At 59.2% G+C, this 18,334-nt stretch carries 15 protein-coding genes; 11 read left to right on the forward strand and 4 right to left on the reverse strand.

The features are described from left to right. The first annotated feature begins 740 nt into the window (after window positions 1-740). From BI327_RS14505 to BI327_RS14545, 8 genes are all read left to right on the forward strand, one after another. Window positions 741-1,736 (forward strand): AraC family transcriptional regulator, encoded by a 996-nt coding sequence (locus BI327_RS14505; RefSeq protein WP_083742076.1) that lies wholly within the window; start codon window positions 741-743, stop codon window positions 1,734-1,736. A gap of 449 nt (window positions 1,737-2,185) precedes the next feature. Further along, complete coding sequence (locus BI327_RS14510; protein WP_076862131.1) at window positions 2,186-4,000, forward strand: GGDEF domain-containing protein; 1,815 nt, start codon at window positions 2,186-2,188, stop codon at window positions 3,998-4,000. A gap of 812 nt (window positions 4,001-4,812) precedes the next feature. Further along, a complete protein-coding gene (locus BI327_RS14520) occupies window positions 4,813-5,133 on the forward strand; it encodes a UxaA family hydrolase (protein WP_076861013.1) in 321 nt (106 codons plus the stop codon). Between the two features lie 75 nt (window positions 5,134-5,208). Beyond that, a complete protein-coding gene (locus BI327_RS14525) occupies window positions 5,209-6,417 on the forward strand; it encodes a UxaA family hydrolase (RefSeq protein ID WP_076862132.1) in 1,209 nt (402 codons plus the stop codon). A 93-nt stretch (window positions 6,418-6,510) separates the two neighbouring features. Beyond that, a complete protein-coding gene (locus BI327_RS14530; protein ID WP_076861015.1) occupies window positions 6,511-7,437 on the forward strand; it encodes a hydroxyacid dehydrogenase in 927 nt (308 codons plus the stop codon). Next, complete coding sequence (locus tag BI327_RS14535; protein WP_076861016.1) at window positions 7,434-8,423, forward strand: Ldh family oxidoreductase; 990 nt, start codon at window positions 7,434-7,436, stop codon at window positions 8,421-8,423. Before BI327_RS14530 ends, BI327_RS14535 begins: the two co-directional genes overlap by 4 nt. A 48-nt stretch (window positions 8,424-8,471) precedes the next feature. Beyond that, window positions 8,472-9,815 (forward strand): cation:dicarboxylate symporter family transporter, encoded by a 1,344-nt coding sequence (locus BI327_RS14540; RefSeq protein ID WP_076861018.1) that lies wholly within the window; start codon window positions 8,472-8,474, stop codon window positions 9,813-9,815. Between the two features lie 428 nt (window positions 9,816-10,243). Beyond that, entirely contained in the window at window positions 10,244-10,999 is a 756-nt protein-coding gene (locus tag BI327_RS14545) for a GntR family transcriptional regulator (protein WP_245334807.1), read from the forward strand. Between the two features lie 100 nt (window positions 11,000-11,099). Here BI327_RS14545 and BI327_RS14550 read toward each other — a convergent pair whose 3' ends face one another. The 4 genes from BI327_RS14550 to BI327_RS14565 all read right to left on the reverse strand — a co-directional run bounded on the left by BI327_RS14550 (window position 11,100) and on the right by BI327_RS14565 (window position 14,766). Beyond that, entirely contained in the window at window positions 11,100-11,858 is a 759-nt protein-coding gene (locus BI327_RS14550; protein ID WP_210191203.1) for an ABC transporter permease, read from the reverse strand. Next, the gene (locus BI327_RS14555) at window positions 11,855-12,682 is read right to left on the reverse strand and encodes an ABC transporter ATP-binding protein (protein WP_245334808.1); all 828 of its coding nucleotides are present in this window, start codon (window positions 12,680-12,682) and stop codon (window positions 11,855-11,857) included. Before BI327_RS14555 ends, BI327_RS14550 begins: the two co-directional genes overlap by 4 nt. A 26-nt stretch (window positions 12,683-12,708) precedes the next feature. After that, a complete protein-coding gene (locus BI327_RS14560) occupies window positions 12,709-13,695 on the reverse strand; it encodes a tripartite tricarboxylate transporter substrate binding protein (RefSeq protein WP_076862135.1) in 987 nt (328 codons plus the stop codon). 69 nt (window positions 13,696-13,764) lie between these two features. Continuing rightward, on the reverse strand, window positions 13,765-14,766 hold the full coding sequence (locus BI327_RS14565; RefSeq protein WP_076861022.1) for an ABC transporter substrate-binding protein: 1,002 nt from the start codon (window positions 14,764-14,766) through the stop codon (window positions 13,765-13,767). Between the two features lie 301 nt (window positions 14,767-15,067). On the opposite strand from BI327_RS14565, the gene BI327_RS14570 reads away from it, so the two are divergent. From BI327_RS14570 to BI327_RS14580, 3 genes are read left to right on the forward strand one after another with little or no spacing between them, the layout of a single operon-like run. Continuing rightward, window positions 15,068-15,970, forward strand: coding sequence for an IclR family transcriptional regulator (locus BI327_RS14570; protein WP_083742080.1), 903 nt, complete (start codon window positions 15,068-15,070; stop codon window positions 15,968-15,970). Continuing rightward, entirely contained in the window at window positions 15,967-17,127 is a 1,161-nt protein-coding gene (locus BI327_RS14575; RefSeq protein ID WP_076861026.1) for an acyl-CoA dehydrogenase family protein, read from the forward strand. The genes BI327_RS14570 and BI327_RS14575 overlap by 4 nt, the downstream gene beginning before the upstream one ends. After that, the gene (locus BI327_RS14580; RefSeq protein ID WP_076861027.1) at window positions 17,124-18,320 is read left to right on the forward strand and encodes a CaiB/BaiF CoA transferase family protein; all 1,197 of its coding nucleotides are present in this window, start codon (window positions 17,124-17,126) and stop codon (window positions 18,318-18,320) included. The genes BI327_RS14575 and BI327_RS14580 overlap by 4 nt, the downstream gene beginning before the upstream one ends. The last annotated feature ends 14 nt before the right edge of the window (window positions 18,321-18,334 follow it).

The following is an 18,334-nucleotide window of genomic DNA, read 5'->3' on the forward strand; positions in this document are numbered from 1 at the left end:
CAATCGGTTATAAGATGCGCGCTCCGCCCCTACGTGAGAGCCTTGAGCACGCTCCGATCGTGGTTCGCCTTGGAGCCGAGCTGCATCGACCTAGACCGTTAACGCTTCTGAGAAATGGTGGTTCGGGTATGCTTGCGGGGTGCGACAAATGTTCGCGCGCCTCGGTGGACAGTTTGCGCGCCTCTAGACAGAACGTGCAAAAATGAATGAAGCCAAGGCAGCCAGACGTTCTCCGAGTTTGGTACGCTCTGGCGGAAGGCGCGAGTCGAAGCAATGGCGCGGTACGGCCGTGTGAAACGGCGCGACCTTGCTGGAGCGAGCCCGACTGCAATGATTGTACAAGGACCCGGAGCGCGGAGCCGTGAAGAGGGAGATAAATTCGTAGGACCGAGATCGGACGGTGAATCGCTTTGAACCAACTAAGCGCAGGTTTGCGATCGCGGAAGCATGCACGGTCGCGACGTTGAAACCGGAGCAGCTACTGTCGACCAGATTTCCACCGAGATGACCGCCCGCATAGCGGGGATGGTCACGCAAGAAACTAGGGCAAGTGTTTGCTACCGGGCGCGTTGTAGATGCGAAATGTGCCGGACCTTGGGTAACGGGAGAGGACATGCCACCGGGCCATCATCCGCTCTGCAAGAGCGCTACGGAATGTACGTGCATGGTAGCGGGGTGGACTGCAGGACAGTCCGCCGGATGATCACTTGTTCGCGCGCTCTCTGCGTTAAACTCCGCGCATGAAGAAAATGTTGCCGGAACGGGTGCTTGCCCGATCGTCGCAAACGGTTGTGAGTTTCGAGCTGCAAGACGCGGATGGGTTCGCGGATCTCATAGGCAAGCGGTTTTCCACGGTGACCATCGAGCCGGCCCGGGCGGCCGATCGGTTCAGCATGTCAGGAACCTATGGTGCGGTTGCCGGAATTGATTTCAGTCGGAGCCGCGTCACGGGAGAGTTTAGATTGATCCCGGAGCAGCACTATGACGGCGTGTTCTTTTTCTTTCCGACGGCAGGGAGCCTGACTTTCCATCAAGATCGGGAAAGCTTCACCAGTTCAGCTTCGAACGCCGTGGCAGCAGAGGGCGCAGCATGCCGATCGATGGATTTCCTGTCCAACCATGAATCGTTCTGCGTAGTGATCAGTCGGCCCATTCTGGCCGAGAGACTATCGATTCTACTCGGCCATCCGGTGGTCGAGAAACTCACTTTCCTGCAATCGATCGAGATGGCATCGGGCGGCGCCACCGCCTTGAAGACTCTTGTGATGTGCATCACGAGCCCGGAATTCGGACCGCAGCTTAACCGAGCAACGTTGACCGCTGAACGGGTCCGTGAGACCCTGGTTGACCTGGTGCTCGAGACGTGGCCAAACAGCTATTCCGAACTGCTGCACCGGCCGCCGCCGACGATTGCGCCGCGGCATGTGAAGCTCGCCGTCGATTTCATTCACGACCAAGCGAAATTGCTTCCGAGCGGGACGGAGCTCGCCGTTTTGTCGGGCGTTAGTCTTCGCTCGCTCCAAGCTGGCTTTCGACGCTTCGTCGGTGTGTCGATCGCGGCCTACCAGCGGCAAATTCGCTTGGAGCGAGCGCACGCTGACCTCTTGCGAGATCCAGCAGCTTCGGTAGAGGAAATTGCCCTGCGCTGGGGTTTCACCAATGCCGGACGATTCAGTCGATATTTCAGGGCGGCCTACGGCGTCCTGCCAACGGAACTGATCCGCCGGAAGCTGTAATGCGGCGAAAGGGATCAACGCGATCGCAGCACTGTGCCGCGTCAAACGCTCATTCCAGAAGCTGTGTTTATCCATAAGAGCCAGGCCCGGCGATCGATGGCCAACCTGCGCCAATTGCGTAGCAGCGCGTCGGCGGCGGCGATCCTGACCCGTCGTGCGACTGCGCATGAGGTCGCTATTTCGCGCAAATTTGTCCAAGGCCCTTCCGCTGTGGCTGGCAGAAGCTGAACGCGGGGGTCGCTGCAGCAACAAACTCCTAACCAAGTGTATTCACGCAAATGAAGGCCGAAGGAGCTATTCCTGGTGCTAGAGGCAGCGCGGCAGTTCGAAAAATCCATATAGAAGATTACCCGCGCCGAAATAAGCACATGTCAAACTGGAATTTCGCATTCCTACAATTGAAACGTAGGGAGACGGCCAAGGCAGACGGTCTGAACGGGGACGCGGGCATGCTGCACACGCTCGATGGCGCGCGTGGCAGCTTTGACAGGAAGCTGTCGCTCCGGTTTGCTCTCGTGATCGTATGCACCGCGTTTCTGGCCGTCGTCATCGTCGCGCCGACGTTCAGGGACTACACCCTCGCGCGCCACAATCTCTTTGATATGCAGCGTTTTCGGCTGATGCTCGATACCGCCACCCTTCTGGCGGCCGAGCGGGGACCGGCCAACAATGCGATGTCGACCGGTTCCTCGCCTGACGGTGAGAAGGCGCGTCGCCTGGCCGAGTTCCGAGCGCGCAGCGATGCGGCGCTTGCGCAGCTGACCAACGCGGCCGACGTGCCGCTTGGGCTGCACGACGACGAACTCCCGTTGGAACTGCTGCAAAACGTACGTGAACAGCTCGCGATTGCGAGAGCCGATGTCGACCGTGCTGTGGCTCGCTCCGGGTCCGGACTATCCAGGGAAGAGTTTCAGCGCGCCATCGACAGCATGTTCGAGGTTTCGAACCGGTTTCGTGCCATTGTCGCCTGGAAGGCTAATCACCTTGTGGAGCAGGACAGCGGCCTTGCTGCACCCGCTCTCGTCGGGCCGATGTTGAGTGACCTTCGGGACTATGGCGGCAGGATCGCCTCGCAAATCATAGCATCTATTGCTGTGGGAGAGCGGCTGCCGCTCGACAACGTGATCGAAGCGAGACGCATCGAGGGGCGCCTGCTCGAGCTCTGGCAGGTGAGCAATAACCACGCCGGGTTGTTCAACAATCCCGCCCTCCGTACGAGCCGCGCCGAAATTCAGCATCGCTTTTTTGGCGAAGGTCTCGGGCTGGTCGACAGTTTGATACGGGAAGGACGGCGGGATGCGCGCTATTCGCTGACATCCACTGAACTCACCGAGCGTTTCGTTCCGACGATGCGCCCAATCGAAGCCTATCGTCGGGCGTTTCTCGATGCCGCGGTCGATCACTATGTAAGGGCACGTGACAAGGCCCTCGCGATACTGGCGACAGTAGCTCTGTTCGCGACCTGCGCGCTGGGACTACTGGCTGGTCTGATGGTCTCCATCCGCAAGAACATCTTTCAGCCGCTTATCCTCGTGCATGACGAAGTCATTCGGCTCGCGGAAGACAGGCCGGCAGAGCCACTGTCACTCACCGGCAAGGCAGGGGAAATTCGCAGCCTGTTCAGAGCCATCGAGGTATTGCAGGACAAGCTGCAGGAGCGCGCCTCGATCGCGGCGTCAATCACCAGTGAGCTGCAGGCCCAGGCCGACACTGACGGACTGACTGCGCTTCTCAATCGTCGCGCTCTGGATCGCCACGCCCAGCGCGTAGCTGAAGCGGAGCCCGCGGTCGATGCGGCCTGTTTGATCCTCTTGGATATTGATCATTTCAAATCGGTCAATGACACCTATGGGCATCCGACAGGTGATCGCGTGCTCGTTCAGACCGCTGAACTCCTGCGATCGCTCCTGCGTGCCAGCGACCTGGTTGCACGTTTCGGCGGAGAGGAATTCGCGATCCTCGTTCCAGGGGATGACCTCCCGGGGACCGTCGCCATCGCAAGGAAGCTTCGGCTCGCGATCCAGACGGAGCGCTTCACGACGCCGAACGGAACGTCGATTCATGTCACGGCGAGTTTCGGTGTGGCGCGCGGTCGGCGCGGCGAGCGCACGTGGCCGGAGATTGTCAAGCGTGCAGATGAAGCCCTCTACCGGGCCAAATCAGACGGTCGCAATCGTGTCCGTTGTGCGCAAAGCATTGCGGCCCCCGATCTCTGCGCGTCCGATGGAGATTCTCGTGCTCTGGTTGGGTCCAATCGAGTCTGACGCGGTCGATATGTCTCTCGGCCACGGTACCGAAATAAGTCGGCTTGGAGGTCGTGCGATTGTTCACATCACGACCGTTGGGCCTGCGCTTCCTGGCAAGCGGGCCGTCAATTCTGGAACCGACAGACTGTATTCTCCATCCGCTCGTTCCGGACGGGATCGCGACGATTGTAGCTTCAAGCGCGCAAATTAAACACGATCGATGAACAAACTGAAGCCGCTCCGAATTTCTAAGGGCGACCAGCTGCCATTCCGTGTTGCGATTGCCGCCAAAGACTTGTCCGGACGTCTATCCCGACGAGGACCTGCGTGCCAGCTGGGATTGTCCTCGCTGCGGAAGAATAGTCACACAACGACCGCTCTCTGGTGAGGCGGATGCGCGTCACGGTGCTCGGGCCGGTCGTCGTCAGCCTCACGTTGCTCGCCCGCGTTCGCATAGCAGAACACGCTGCCTTTCTCGGTTCGTGCATTGGTCCATCCTCGGCCTTCGCGCTTGTCGCCCTGCGTTCGCTCCATGTCCTACCCGCAATCGTGGTCAGCCAGCTGACGGGATCTCTGGCTTTCTGACGGTCGTTTCCAAGTCCGTACTCGGCCTCCGCATCAACGTTCGAGCCCTCGCCAACGTTGGAGGCAGGGTGAAATCGGTGGTGACGCTGTCGCTCATGCTTCTGCCCGCGATCGGTACCGGCCCAACTTTTTAGTTAGACGCCCTCGGCGCTCATACGAGGCTGAAGTGACAACTCGTCAAACAATCGCCTTGCGCTAATATCAAATATCTTATATAAGACACAAGAATTGGAGAGGAGATTGTCATGGCAGTTTCAGATAGCGCGTCAGTCCACAGGACCGGCGTCCCGCATATTTTGGCCCACAGCCCGAAAGACAACGTCGCTGTAGTGGTGGTGGAGGGCCTCAAAGCCGGCACCACGGCATTGGGTGTCGTCACCGAGAACAATTCGAGTTTCACCGTTGAAGTGAAGGATGACGTGCCGATCGGTCACAAGGTGGCCCTCGTCGATCTTTCCGAAACGACGACGGTGATCAAGTACGGGCAGGACGTCGGCCGGATGACCGGCGGGGCGGAAAAAGGGCGCCACGTCCACACGCACAACATGAAGACCAAGCGCTGGTGAGGAAGAGCCATGACCGGATTAATTATCATGAATGAGCAGCCGTCACCGTTCGTCGGAGGAGCTTCCGACCAACTCATGACCCCAGCGCTTTCGGGTAAGCGCGCCTCGATCGACTTCAAGGAGGCGACCTTCAGGGGGTGGCGTCGCGAGAATGGGCGCGTGGGCGTTCGTAACCACGTAGTCATTCTTCCCCTGGACGATCTGTCCAACGCCGTCTGCGAGGCGGTCGCTAACAACGTCAAGGGCACGTTGGCAATTCCGCATGCCTACGGACGACTGCAGTTCGGAGCTGATCTCGAACTCCACTTCCGCACGCTGATCGGGGCCGGTTCAAATCCGAACGTTGCCGCGGTCGTGGTCGTCGGCATCGAGGACGGTTGGACCAAGCGCGTGGTCGATGGCATCGCGAAGACTGGGAAGCCCGTGATTGGCTTCGGCATCGAAGGGCATGGCGATATCGCGACCATTTCACGAGCGAGCTATCAGGCCAAGCGGTTCGTGCAATGGGCGTCCGAGCTCGCGCGCGAGGAGTGCCCGATCGCAGATCTCTGGGTTTCGACCAAATGCGGCGAATCCGACACCACGACTGGTCTGTCGTCGTGCCCGACCGTGGGCAATATGTACGACAAGCTGATCCCGCTTGGCGTTTACGGTGTGTTTGGCGAGACTTCGGAAATCACGGGCGCCGAGCATCTCTGCAAGGAGCGGGCGGCGGACCCCGACATTGCCGAGAAGTGGTACAAGATGTGGAATGCCTATCAGCGCGATGTTATTGAGGCACACAAGACTGATGACCTCTCCGACTCCCAACCGACCAAAGGCAACATTGCGGGCGGCTTGACGACAATCGAAGAGAAGGCGCTCGGAAATCTGGAAAAGATCGGTCGGAATTCCCGATATATCGATGTGCTCGAACCGGCGGAGGCACCGGCCAAGGGGCCGGGACTTTACTACATGGACACGTCGTCCGCCGCCGCGGAGTGCGTAACGCTGATGGCCGCCGGCGGTTATGTGGTCCATACGTTTCCCACCGGGCAGGGTAACGTAATCGGGAATCCCATCGTCCCCGTGATCAAAATCAGCGGCAATCCGAAGACGTTGCGGACGATGGGCGAGCACATCGACGTGGACGTGACTGGCGTTCTTCGCCGCGACATGACGTTGGATCAGGCGGGAGATGCATTGATCGACATGATTGTCCGGACCGCAAATGGTCGATTGACTGCCGCGGAATCGCTCGGGCACCGCGAGTTCTCGATGACGAAGCTCTATCGGAGCGCTTAAGCACAGCGCAAGGTGCGGGACCGCCCGCGCTCTCGGCAAGTCAACTTCAATCTCTGCGGCCCCGGCATATCGCCGGGGCAAGGGCTGGATCGTATGCCAGATATCGTCATCAGCGAGTTCATGGACGAGGAAGCGGTGCGCCAGGGGCTTTCGGGCTTCGACGTGCTGTACGATCCGGGCTTAGTGGATCAACCGGCGCGCCTGATCGGGCTCGTTGCCGCGGCGCGCGCCCTCGTCGTGCGCAACAGGACGCAGGTTCGAGGCGCACTGCTCGACGCGGCAGGAAGGCTTCGTGTTGTCGGGCGTCTTGGCGTCGGCTTGGACAATATCGACGTCGACGCGTGCAAGGCTCGAAAGATCGCCGTCCTTCCGGCTTCTGGCGCAAACGATCTTTCGGTCGCCGAATATGTGATCTGTACCGCAATGATGTTGCTACGACGGGCCTACGGCGCGACGTCGAGCGTCGCCGAAGGGGCATGGCCACGGAGCGCGTTGATCGGGCGCGAGGCGTTCGGGAAGGTTCTCGGTCTAGTCGGATTCGGGGCAATCGCCCAGCGCACAGCGCAAATTGCGGTCGGTCTAGGGATGCGAGTCGCTGCGCACGATCCCTTCGCGCCGGAGAGTGTCTTCGCAGAACAGAGAGTTGAACGCCGCGAACTCAGCGAACTCTTCGCGGTGGCTGACGTGGTTAGCCTTCACGTCCCGCTTACAGCAGATACCAGAGGGCTCATTAATGCCGAGGCGCTGACGCGGATGCGAATCGGCGCAATCCTAATCAACGCTGCCCGAGGTGGAGTCGTGGACGAGGCGGCCGTCGTTGCCGCGCTTCGGGTCGGCAAGCTGGGGGGGGCGGCTCTCGACGTATTCGCGCAAGAGCCCATGGACTCCGCGCAGGGGTCGGCATTTGCCGATGTCCCAGGTCTGATCTTGACACCTCATATTGCTGGCGTCACCGAGGAATCGAATACACGCGTCTCATGGACCACAGTCGATAATGTGAAGAAGGCGCTATCAACATGAGCGCTATGTCGCTCGACGAGGCCACGGCCTGGGTTACGGCGGTTTTTATGCGTCACGGCTGTAGCGCACAGAATGCGCTATCAGTCGCACGAGCGCTTGTTGCAGCCGAGGCGGATGGCCTCAAGGGGCATGGTCTCTCGCGAATTCCGACTTACTTGCAGATGTTGCGCTCCGGGAAGATCAGTGGTGTGGCTCGGCCGGTAAGCGCGCGCCCGCGGCCTGGCGTGCTCGCGATCGACGCCGCCTTCGGTTTCGCCTACCCTGCGATTGATCTTGCGGTCGCGGAAATGCCCGGGCTCGTATCCGAGCAGGGCATCGCCGTTGCTTCGATTTATCGTTCGAATCATTGCGGGGCCGCTGGTCTGCCATGCGAAGCTCTGGCGCGGCGTGGTTTTGTAGTTTTGCTGTTCGCCAACACGCCGGGCGCAATGGCTCCATGGGGCGGACGAGAGCCGGTTTTCGGAACAAACCCGATCGCCTTTGCGGCTCCGATCGACGGTCGCGATCCGGTGGTGGTTGATCTCGCATTATCGAAAGTGGCGCGCGGCCTAATAGCGGCAGCGAAGCAGCGCGGAGAGACGATACCTGAAGGCTGGGCGCTGGACACCGACGGGAAGCCGACGACTGACCCCGCAAGTGCCCTGCGCGGCACGATGATTCCGTTGGGCGACGGTAAGGGCGCGGCGCTCGCGTTTATGGTCGAAATTCTTGCCGCGTGCCTTCCGGGCGCAAATCTCGCATTTGAAGCGTCATCGTTCCTGGATGGCGAGGGGAGTCCCCCTGCGACGGGCCAACTGATGCTTGCCATTGATCCTGCTGCTCTCGGTCGTGGGCGGTTCAACGAGCGCATTGCGACGTTGGCGGCCGCAGTGGAGCGACAGTCAGGGGCGCGTTTGCCGGGAGCGCGACGAGTTGTTAGCCGGGCTCGTGCGGGGCAAGGCGGAATTGCTATCCCGCCTGAGATCAGAGCGCTCGGTATCGCCTAAGACTCAAGAAAGCAAAAAAATTGGCGGAACGAATGTTGGGAGGAAGGGATGGAGTCGCGGACATTCAAAGTACTCGCTCATGTCTATGTGCAGGTTCTGATCGGTGTTGTCGCTGGTCTGGCGCTCGGCGTTATAGACCCGAAGCTTGCGGTAGAACTGAAGCCGCTCGCCGACGCCTTCGTGAAACTGATCAAGATGTGCGTCGGGCCCGTGGTATTCTTCGCCGTGGTTCACGGTATTAACTCCGCCGGGAATCTCCAAACCGCGGGGCGCGTCGGATTGAAGGCCCTTATCTATTTCGAGGTCATGACGACTTTCGCAATGTTAATCGGCTGGGGAGTTGGGGAGCTGCTTCAACCCGGAGCCGGATTGAACATTCATCCAAGCGATCTCGATCCAGCCGGCATTAGCGCATTCACAGGTTCAAGAGCGGCGGCGCCCACGGCCGGTCCTACCTGGATGGCATTCATTCCGGTTTCATTGTTTGATCCATTCGTACACAACGACATCATTCAATTGCTGGTCATGGCGGTCTTTGGTGGCATCGCGCTGCTTGCGGTGAAGGAGCAAGTTCCGCAGCTGAATGCGATTCTCGATCAGGTGATGCAGTGGTTGTTCGGAATCATGCGGATGGTTACTCGCCTTGCACCGTTGGCCGCATTTGGCGCAATCGGCTTTACCGTCGGCAAATTCGGCATCGCATCGCTTCTTCCTCTCATGAAGCTCGTTCTTGCTTACTATGTCGGCGTGGCAGTGTTCATCGTCGCAGTGCTCTGGACCGTCCTCCGCTGGTGTCGGGTAGGGTTGGTCGAGTTTCTGCGCTACATCAGGGAGGAAATCGTCATAGTGTTCGGTACGATCACCTCTGAGGCGGTAATGCCGAGGCTTATCACCAAGCTCGAATATCTGGGATGCAAGCCTGATGTTGTGCGTATCGTATTGCCAACCGCCTACTCCTTCAATCTGGACGGCACGGCGCTCTATCTGGTCCTCGCACCCCTGTTCATTGCGCAGGCCCTGAACCTCGATCTTTCGTGGGCCGACAAGCTATCGCTCTTTGTCCTGCTCATGCTCACTTCTAAGGGCGCGGCCGGCGTCACCGGCGGCGTTCTGGTCACGCTGGTTTCAACAATGCTAGCCCATCCGATTGTTCCGGCCGCGGGTCTGGCCATCACGCTGGGCGTTGATCGTTTTCTGAACGAAGGACGCGCCGTGGTCAATCTCGTGGGCAATGCAGTTGCCACGGTTGCCATCGCGCGTTGGGATGGTTCGCTGAACACTGCGCGGGTGCGCGCGGTGCTAGAAGGCAGAGTGCCAGAATATGACGAAAATGCGCTGGACGAACCGTCAGTCAAGGCGTCGATTGTCCGGCGTTCGCAGACGATGGCGTGAGGCTGTTTGGACACGTGACTGAGAAATAGGGTTGGTGACCATTTCTGACGCCAACATTTTTAGATTGTACGCTACCGCCTGGAGCGTGAACTGGAGCGCGCTGTTGACTGACATGCCGGCGTGACGGCGCCATGCATTGTAGGACAGCCGGCCTCGGAATAAGTCGGATCGCCTTCGCGGCTTCCGATCGAAGGTTGGTGATCGGTCTTGCGCGATCGGACACGGTGCGGTCCGATTGCGGCAGCGAAGGAGCGTCGTGAATCGACGGCTGATGGCTATCGAAGTGGACCATGTGAGCCCTATCGATCCCGGTCGATGGTGCCTTTTTAACTTCTAGTTGTCGCGTGGCCGGGATACAGCCTGCAAGCCCTTTATTGCGTCTCCGAGACCATTATCTTATATATGATCTCTGTCCAGCACGGACAGTGATGTACGGTATAGCTGAAATGGCATCTTCACCAGTCGGGCAGACTGAATACCAACCGCTCTATGCGCAGGTGAAATCCTTGCTGCTCAAGCGCATTGGATCTGGAGGCTGGAAGCCCGGCGAGATGTTGCCGAATGAAAACGAGCTGGCCGCCGAATACAAGGTCAGCCAGGGAACAGTGCGCAAGGCACTCATGGCCCTTGAGGCGGATAAGATGCTAGTCCGCCGGCAGGGCGTTGGCACCTTCGTCGCTCGACACTCCCGCGATCAGGCGCTCTTTCAATTCTTCCGGATCGTGGGACTGGATGATCGACGCCTGACCCCGACAAGCAAGGTTCTCACTCAGCGTACCTCGCGCGCCAAGAATGATCAGGCGGTGCGATTGGGAATCGAGCCGGGCACCGCACTGCACACGATCATCCGAATACGATCCTTCAACGGTGTCCCGGCCATATTCGAAAGAATTTTCGTACCAGTTCCTCTCATGTCTGATCTCGTCGTGGCAGAAGGCGGCGACATGAAGGACGAGATGTATGTGATCTACCAGGAGCGCTTTGGTATCAGTATTGCCCGTGTCGCCGAGCGACTTGCTGCCGTTGCAGCGACCGCAGAGGAGGGGCACCATCTCAAGCTTGAAGCCGGTGCGCCGTTACTCGAGATCTCACGCGTTGCCTTCGACGTCAACGGTAGGGCTGTGGAGGTGCGTATCAGCCGCTGCGACACCACAAGAACGCGCTACGCTGCCGACATACAGTAATTTGCAGGAAGCAGCGGCCTGGGTTTATCGATACGACACCTAGTTCGCCACGAGACGACCCATCCAAGGGTTGCATGCATTTGCTCCGCTTCCATCGCTGCTATTGCCAGACGAGCAGCGCGCGTTCGAGCCGGTTCATGAGGGTAGTCACACCGAGGCCGAGGCCAGCCAGAAGCAGGAGTATCGCCATAACGCCGTCCATGCTGAACGTAGACTGCAGGTACGCAAGCGTCTGTCCAAGACCGTGCTCGGCTGCGATCAACTCGGCGCCGACAACTCCAAGAAGCGAATAGACGAGGCCGAGCCTCAATCCCGAAAAGACGACTGGTATGGCCGACGGTAGCGTCACTTTGAAGAATATCTGTCGTTGGGTGGCGCCTAGAGCTTTCGACAAGGTCAGGTGATCGCTGTTCACTCCGCGAATTCCCGCCACGGTCGCCGAAAGAACGATGAAGAATGAGAGACTTGCCCCCACCGCGATCTTGGAGCCAATACCTAGGCCGAACCATAAGAGGAACAGCGGGGCAAGCGCGATACGCGGCATGGCGTTGAGCAAGGTGAGGTACGGTTCTGCAGCCCGATGGAGACGCGGAAGCACGGAAAACAAGAGACCAGTGACCACGGCAGCGATGCTGCCTCCGAGAAACGAAATCGCCGCGGCCAAAAGCGTATAGCCAAGCTCGTTCCACAGCGTTCTATCAACGATGAGTCCCTTCCACAAATAAGACAGGATGCCGGATGGCCGTCCAAAGAAAGTCGGATCAAGCAAGCTTGACCTGCTCGCGGCCTCCCAGATACCGAGGAAGAAGACGATAAAGAGGAGGTGACCGAGGACGGAGAGTGTCCATCTGATTCTCATTTGTCCGTCGCTCCGTATTCCAGAAGAGCCCAGAGTTGGGCATAGAGTTCGTGAAAGTGTGGGTCCTTCTGCAGGGCTCTGACGTCCCTGGGTCTTGGCAGCGGGATTGGAACGTCCCTAACGATGCGCCCGGGGCGGGCGCTCATCACGATCACGCGGTCCGACAGAGCGATCGCTTCGGCAAGGTCGTGCGTGACGAATACGACGGTCTTTCGATGGGACGACCACAACCTCATCAGCACGTCTTCGAGGGTCAATTTTGTCTGCGCATCGAGAGCTCCGAACGGCTCGTCCATCAGGAAGACGGAGCTCTCCAGCGCAAAGGTGCGCGCCAGCGCGCAGCGTTGGCGCATGCCGTGCGACAGCGCCTTGGGGTAGGCATTGGCGAAGTCGCCGAGCCCGACCTCTCTAAGAAGCTCCATTGCACGCTGCTCGCGGACGCTCTTGGGAACGTCGCGAATCTCCATGCCGTATTCGACGTTGCCAAGCGCGGTCCTCCATGGAAGGAGGCTATCGCGGGCGAGCATATAGGCGATGTCTGGGTTGCCCGCTTTTGGAGGCTTGCCAAGCACGGTCATGTCGCCACTGACCTCTGCTTGTAACAGGCCCGTCAGCAGGTTGAGGATCGTCGTCTTGCCGCAACCGCTTGGGCCCACCAGCGATACGAATTCCCCCTGCGCTATGGAGAAAGCAACGCGATCCACCGCAAGAAGCGAGGAGCCCGATGCCGGCCCAAAGCGAACCTCGAGCTCTCGTATATCGATGACGGCAGGAGGTCGGTCCTCTATTGCGGGCGTGCTGCGTATTGCTGTCATAGTCACCATCGAACAACTCATGAAATCTGGTCGGATCAGTCGATTCTTATGTGTGCCTTCTTGATCGAGTCCGCCCACCGATCCCGATCTTTTGCGACGAAACGCCTAAGGTCTTCGGCGGTACCGGCTCGGATCGTCAGGCCAATGGTCTCGAGCCGGCTCAGGATTTCCGGCTTTGCAAGGATTTGGCGAAGGTCGTGATTAAGGCGCTGAACGATATCCGGAGCGATCTTCGCTGGTGCAAATAGCCCAAACCATGCGACGACGTCGAAGTCGGGAAGGCCGGCTTCGTCTGCCGTGGGAACATCTGGCAATAGCGTTGCTCGTTCGGTGTTCGTGATCGCAAGCGCACGCAATTGACCGGACTGAATGTACTGCTGCACGAGCGCGATGCTGGTCGCCATGAACTGGACGCGGTCCGCGAGTAGGTCCCGAATGGCGTCTGGTTGCCCTTTGTAGGGCACGTGGACCATATCAATTCCGGTCCGGCTCTTCAGGAGTTCCACAGTGAGATGATTGGACGATCCGGCGCCGGCTGATGCGTAGGAGAATTCTCCAGGCTTTGCTTTGGCAAGCGCAATGAACTCGGCGAGCGTGTTTGCCTGGACGGACGGATGCAGGACCAGCACGTTTGGTACCACGCCAATCATGATGATTGGCTCGAAGCTTCTAATCGGGTCCCACGTTAGATTTGGGTAGAGCGACGGATTGATCGTATGGGACGGGCTACCCAGGAGAAGTGTGTAGCCGTCCGGGGCAGCATTGCTGACTGCGCTTGTGCCGATATTGCCGCCTGCGCCGGCCTTGTTGTCGACGATGACGGGTTGTCCGAGCGTGATCCTGAGTCTATCGGCGATGAGGCGGGCAATGACGTCGACGATCCCGCCGGGAGAGTAGGGAACGACGATTGTCGTAGTGTGAGACGGATAGGTCTGGGCTTGGGTGCAGCCGATGTTCGTCCATACGATTATCGCAACGATCGACAAGATCCATTGCGAGAGTCGAGATGTGCCTTCCGCCATGAACCATCCCCTCATCGTCTTATCGAATTGGCCGGTTTTCCGAGTTTTGTTATCGCAAGGCTCGCAGGCTCACGGCGCGTCTGCGTAGAGGAGCGATGAGGTCTGAAATGGGGCCTCGATCTGCTTCATCGTGAGCATGTTGTCGGCAAACTGTTGCAACGCAGACCGAGAAATCGCGACTCTATAGGCCGGCATGGAAAAGCGCAGGGAGGCCTCTATGATCTTGTCGCCCATTGGCAGATCGAGCTTGAAATAGCCCGTTACAATCTTGAACACCTCGTCGAAGTTAGCGGGATCTTGGACGAATGCTTCGGCATCCTTCGCTGCCGCGATCAGGGCGCTGACAAGTCCAGGCTTGTCGATTGTCTCCTGCGTGACCACCAGGTTTGCGCAGGCTCCGTTTGTCTTGAAGATCTCTTGAGGCTCGGTTGCCGTGGCGGCAACGTAGAGAGTTCTGCATGTCTTGAGCACGTCGCACATGGAGGAGGATGGTTCAAACGTCATGCTCGCATCGACCTGTTTTGATATCAGCGAACCGTACGATGTATTCGGTGAGCCAACGGCAACGAAGGTGAAGTCTTCCGGACTGAGACCCGCTTTCGCGGCAAGAAACTTGAAGAGCTGCTCGGCAGCCGAGCCGCGCGCCGGCACTCCGATCTTCTTGCCCTTCAAGTCGCTCATGAATGCAGGAAAACCGTTGCCCGCGTTAGGAGTGGGGAGATCGTTACGGATCACAAGCTGGAATGGATTTCGCTGCGTTATGCTCATGATCGCCTTCGTGACAGCGCCTTTCAGAGCTGTATTGATTTGCACGTCCGGCGGCACAAAGGCTGCGTCGATACTCTTCGCGAGCAGTGCTTGTCCGCCGAGTGGCCCTGAGGGAACCATCTGGAGCTGGCATTTCAATCCGTGCTTTTCACAGTATCCCTTGGCGGCGGCGACCCGGAACAAGACGTTCCCGACTCCAGGATAGTCCTGAATTTTTACAAGCGTTTCGCTGCCTTCGGCCGTACCGACGGATGCCGTGATGCTCACGAGCGTGACAACAAATATCAAACGCATCACTTTCATCGCTTTCCCTCCTCATCGGCAGATTTCCTTCCACGCGTGCTCTTTCGGCACGTCTTGGCCGACCAAGTATCGAAATCAGATGGCCGCGCCACAATAAAAGGCGCTCCGCTGATGAAATGTCAATACAGCAGTCACCGTTCGTCAAAAGTGTCCATTATGTTGACAGAACTGGTCGCGATGGTCAAGTATGACAGTTTTCGTCAATATAGTGGTCGAATTTGCGCATTCATATAAAATCTATTGACACAAGTGGGGTGAATGCGAAGAATTGACGCATGACTCGCCGGCGAAATGGAACTCCATGAATTCGAACGGACGGAAAAACAAGCCCGAGCCGCGCTCCAGGTCAAAGTCGTGGACTGCGCCGCGGCAGTCCGATGCGGCATTTGCAACCACTCTCGCAAAAGGGCTTGCCGTGCTCGAGGCCTTCGCGCCTGAGAGTGCACATCTCGGAAATACGGAGGTCGCTCAGCGTACGGGGCTCTCGCGTCCCACGGTGGCGCGGCTAACTCATACGCTCGCCGAACTCGGTTATCTCGCCTACGAGCAGCAACGCGCCAAGTATCGTTTGTGGGCGCGCGCGCTCACGGTCGCGCACCCCTTGTTGGCCAGCATGAAGGTACGACAGGTTGCCCGCCCACTTATGCAGGAACTTGCGAACAGCGTGCGGGGTACGGTATCGATTGGGCTCCTTGATGGGGTCAACCTCGTGTATGTCGAGAGTGCGCGCGCCGCGGAGCCCGCCGCGCACACTCCGGATATCGGGTCGACGATCCCTCTGCCTCGTGCGGCGATGGGGCGGGCGCTGCTGTCGATGCTGAGTGCGGCAGAATTGGCGGCCATTGAAGCGCGCTTTGCCACGGATCTGGCCGCGATCTGGGATACCTACCGTGACCGGGTGCGCGAAGGCGTCCGTCAATCCGCTCAGCGCGGATACTGCGTGTCGTACGGTGATTGGGTCACCGAAATCCACGCTGCGGCAGTGCCGTTGTTTCGCGATCCGGAATTCGGGCGAGCGTGTTTCGCGATCAACTGCGGCATTCCGGCATTTCGGTTGCGTTCGGGAGAGCTGGAAGCCGAAATCGCGCCTCGCCTTGTCTTGCTCGCCAATTCCATTCGCAATGCCGTCGGCCGGGGCCATGACGACGTGACGGCCCCCGTCGATCTACGGCAATCCAGGCGCTTGATGAAAGCAGATCGATGATCCGCAACGCAATTCAGTTCGAGTGCTTGCTCGCGGACATTCGCGATTTCGTCCGGACAGTAGCTATTCCCAATGAGGAACGGGTCGAGCGGGAGGACCGTATTCCCGAGGAAATCGTCAACGAGATGCGGCGGCGCGGTTACTTCGGCTGGTCGATTCCGGAGGCATATGGTGGTGCCGGACTGACGACAGAAGAATTGGCGCTTGCCAACATCGAGCTGTCGCAGTGTTCCGTTGCGTATCGAGCCCGCGTCGGCATGAACACGGGGGTCGGTGCGGAAGCTCTCGTGCAGGACGGCAGTGAAGAGCTCAAGCAAAAGTATCTACCCCGGATGGCCGCCGGCGAACTTACCGGAGCCTTGGCGCTTACCGAGGTCGAGGCCGGGTCCGAGGCCACCGCCCTGAAGTCGAGCGGAGCCGAATTGCCGGACGGCTACTTTCGCCTCAACGGCCACAAGCGATATATCACGCTCGCTCCAATCGCCGACGTTTTCACTGTGTTCGTGCGCACCGAGCCGGACAGCAAGAAGTCGAACGGCATCACCGCTTTCCAAATCGAACGAGGCACCAAAGGACTCGGTATTTCCGAACCGACGCCGAAAATGGGGCAGGACGGTGCGCCGATCGGAGAGGTTTTCCTGGATGACTGCATCGTGCACGAGCGAGCAATCGTCGGCGCACGCGGGCAAGGTTTTCGAACGATGCTCAAGGCCCTGAACAAGCAGCGCATCAACCTCGCGGCTTTATCGACGGGACCGGCAATTCGCCTGCTCAACGAAGCAGTCGCTTATGCCAAGGAGCGGCGGCAGTTCGGAAGCGCGATTGGTGAATTTCAGCTCGTTCAGGCCATGCTTGCGGATTGCAAGGTGGAAGTCGAGGCAGCGCGGGCGCTGATCACTGAGACGGCGCGCAAGCGCGATCGCGGCGAAGACGTCACCATGGACGTCTCCCTGTGCAAGTATTTCGCTACCGAAATGTGCGGTCGCGTGGCCGATCGGGTGGTGCAGATCTTCGGCGGTCAGGGCTACGTCAAGCAGCGCGGCATCGAGCGATTCTATCGCGATGTCCGGGCGTTCCGCATCTACGAAGGGACGAGCCAGATTCATCAACTGAACATTGCCCGGCTCCTGCTGCGAGAGCCGCAGGAGGTATCATGAGCGGCCCTCTTGAAGGACTTCGCGTTCTCGACCTCGCGACAATTGTCGCCGGTCCTTTTGCGGCGACATTGCTGGCGGACTACGGTGCGGAGGTCTTGAAGGTCGAGCTTCCCGGCGCCGGCGACGGTGCCCGCGGGTTCGGGCCCTTCAAGGACGGCAAGTCGCTGTGGTGGAAGGTAATCAATCGCAACAAGGACTTCCTCAGCCTTGATCTGCGCAAGCCCGAAGGCGCAGAGATCCTGAAACGCCTCTTGCCGCGTTTCGATGTGCTGATCGAGAATTTCCGGCCCGGGACCCTCGACCGTTGGGGTCTGACCAAGGACGTCCTCTGGCGGATCCAGCCGCGTCTCGTCATTCTACGGACCACGGGGTACGGGCAAAACGGTCCCTACCGCGACCGTCCGGCATTTGCGCGGGTGTTTGAGGCGATGGCAGGGCTCACCTATATCACCGGTGAAACCGACGGGCAGCCAATGCACGCCGGCTACCCGATCGGGGACGCCGTTGGCGGACTTTTCGGAGCGATCGGGGTATTGGCGGCCTGCTGGAAACGCGCGCGTGATCCGGCAGCGGACGGCGAAGAAATCGATCTGTCGCTGACCGAAGCGACGCTCAGGATTCTCGAATTTCTACCGATTGAGTTCGATCAGCTCGGCGCGGTACGGCAACGCTCGGGCAATCGCAACCAGTATTCGGCGCCCTCGGCCGTGTTTCGCAGCCAGGACGGACATTGGGTGACGCTGGCAGGCTCGACCAACGCGGTGTTTGCAAATAACTGCCGGGCGATTGGACGGTCAGACCTGATCGACGATCCCCGCTTTGCGACCAACGCCCTGCGTTGCGAACACGCGGGCGAATTGAACGCAATCTTCTTGGGCTGGTGTGGCAACCACGATCTCGCCGTCATTCTCGATGCCTTCGCTCAGGCGCAGGGAACACTTGCCCCGATCAACTCCATCGATCAGATTTTCTCCGATCCGCAGATGATCGCGCGCGACGCCATCACGTCGGTCGCCGACGACGATTTCGGCAGCGTCCGAATGCAGAATGTCGTGCCTCGCTTTGTTCGGGACAGAGGCAAGTTGAAGCATTCTGCGCGCAGTCTCGGCTACGACACGGAAAGAATCCTGGGCGAGTGGCTCGGCATGTCTTCCGCCGAGCAGGATCAATTGAGACGTCTCAAGGTGATCTAGTCTTTCCTTCGCCG

It is taken from the genome of Bradyrhizobium mercantei, assembly GCF_001982635.1.
In the GTDB taxonomy this organism is placed as follows: Bacteria; Pseudomonadota; Alphaproteobacteria; order Rhizobiales; family Xanthobacteraceae; genus Bradyrhizobium; species Bradyrhizobium mercantei.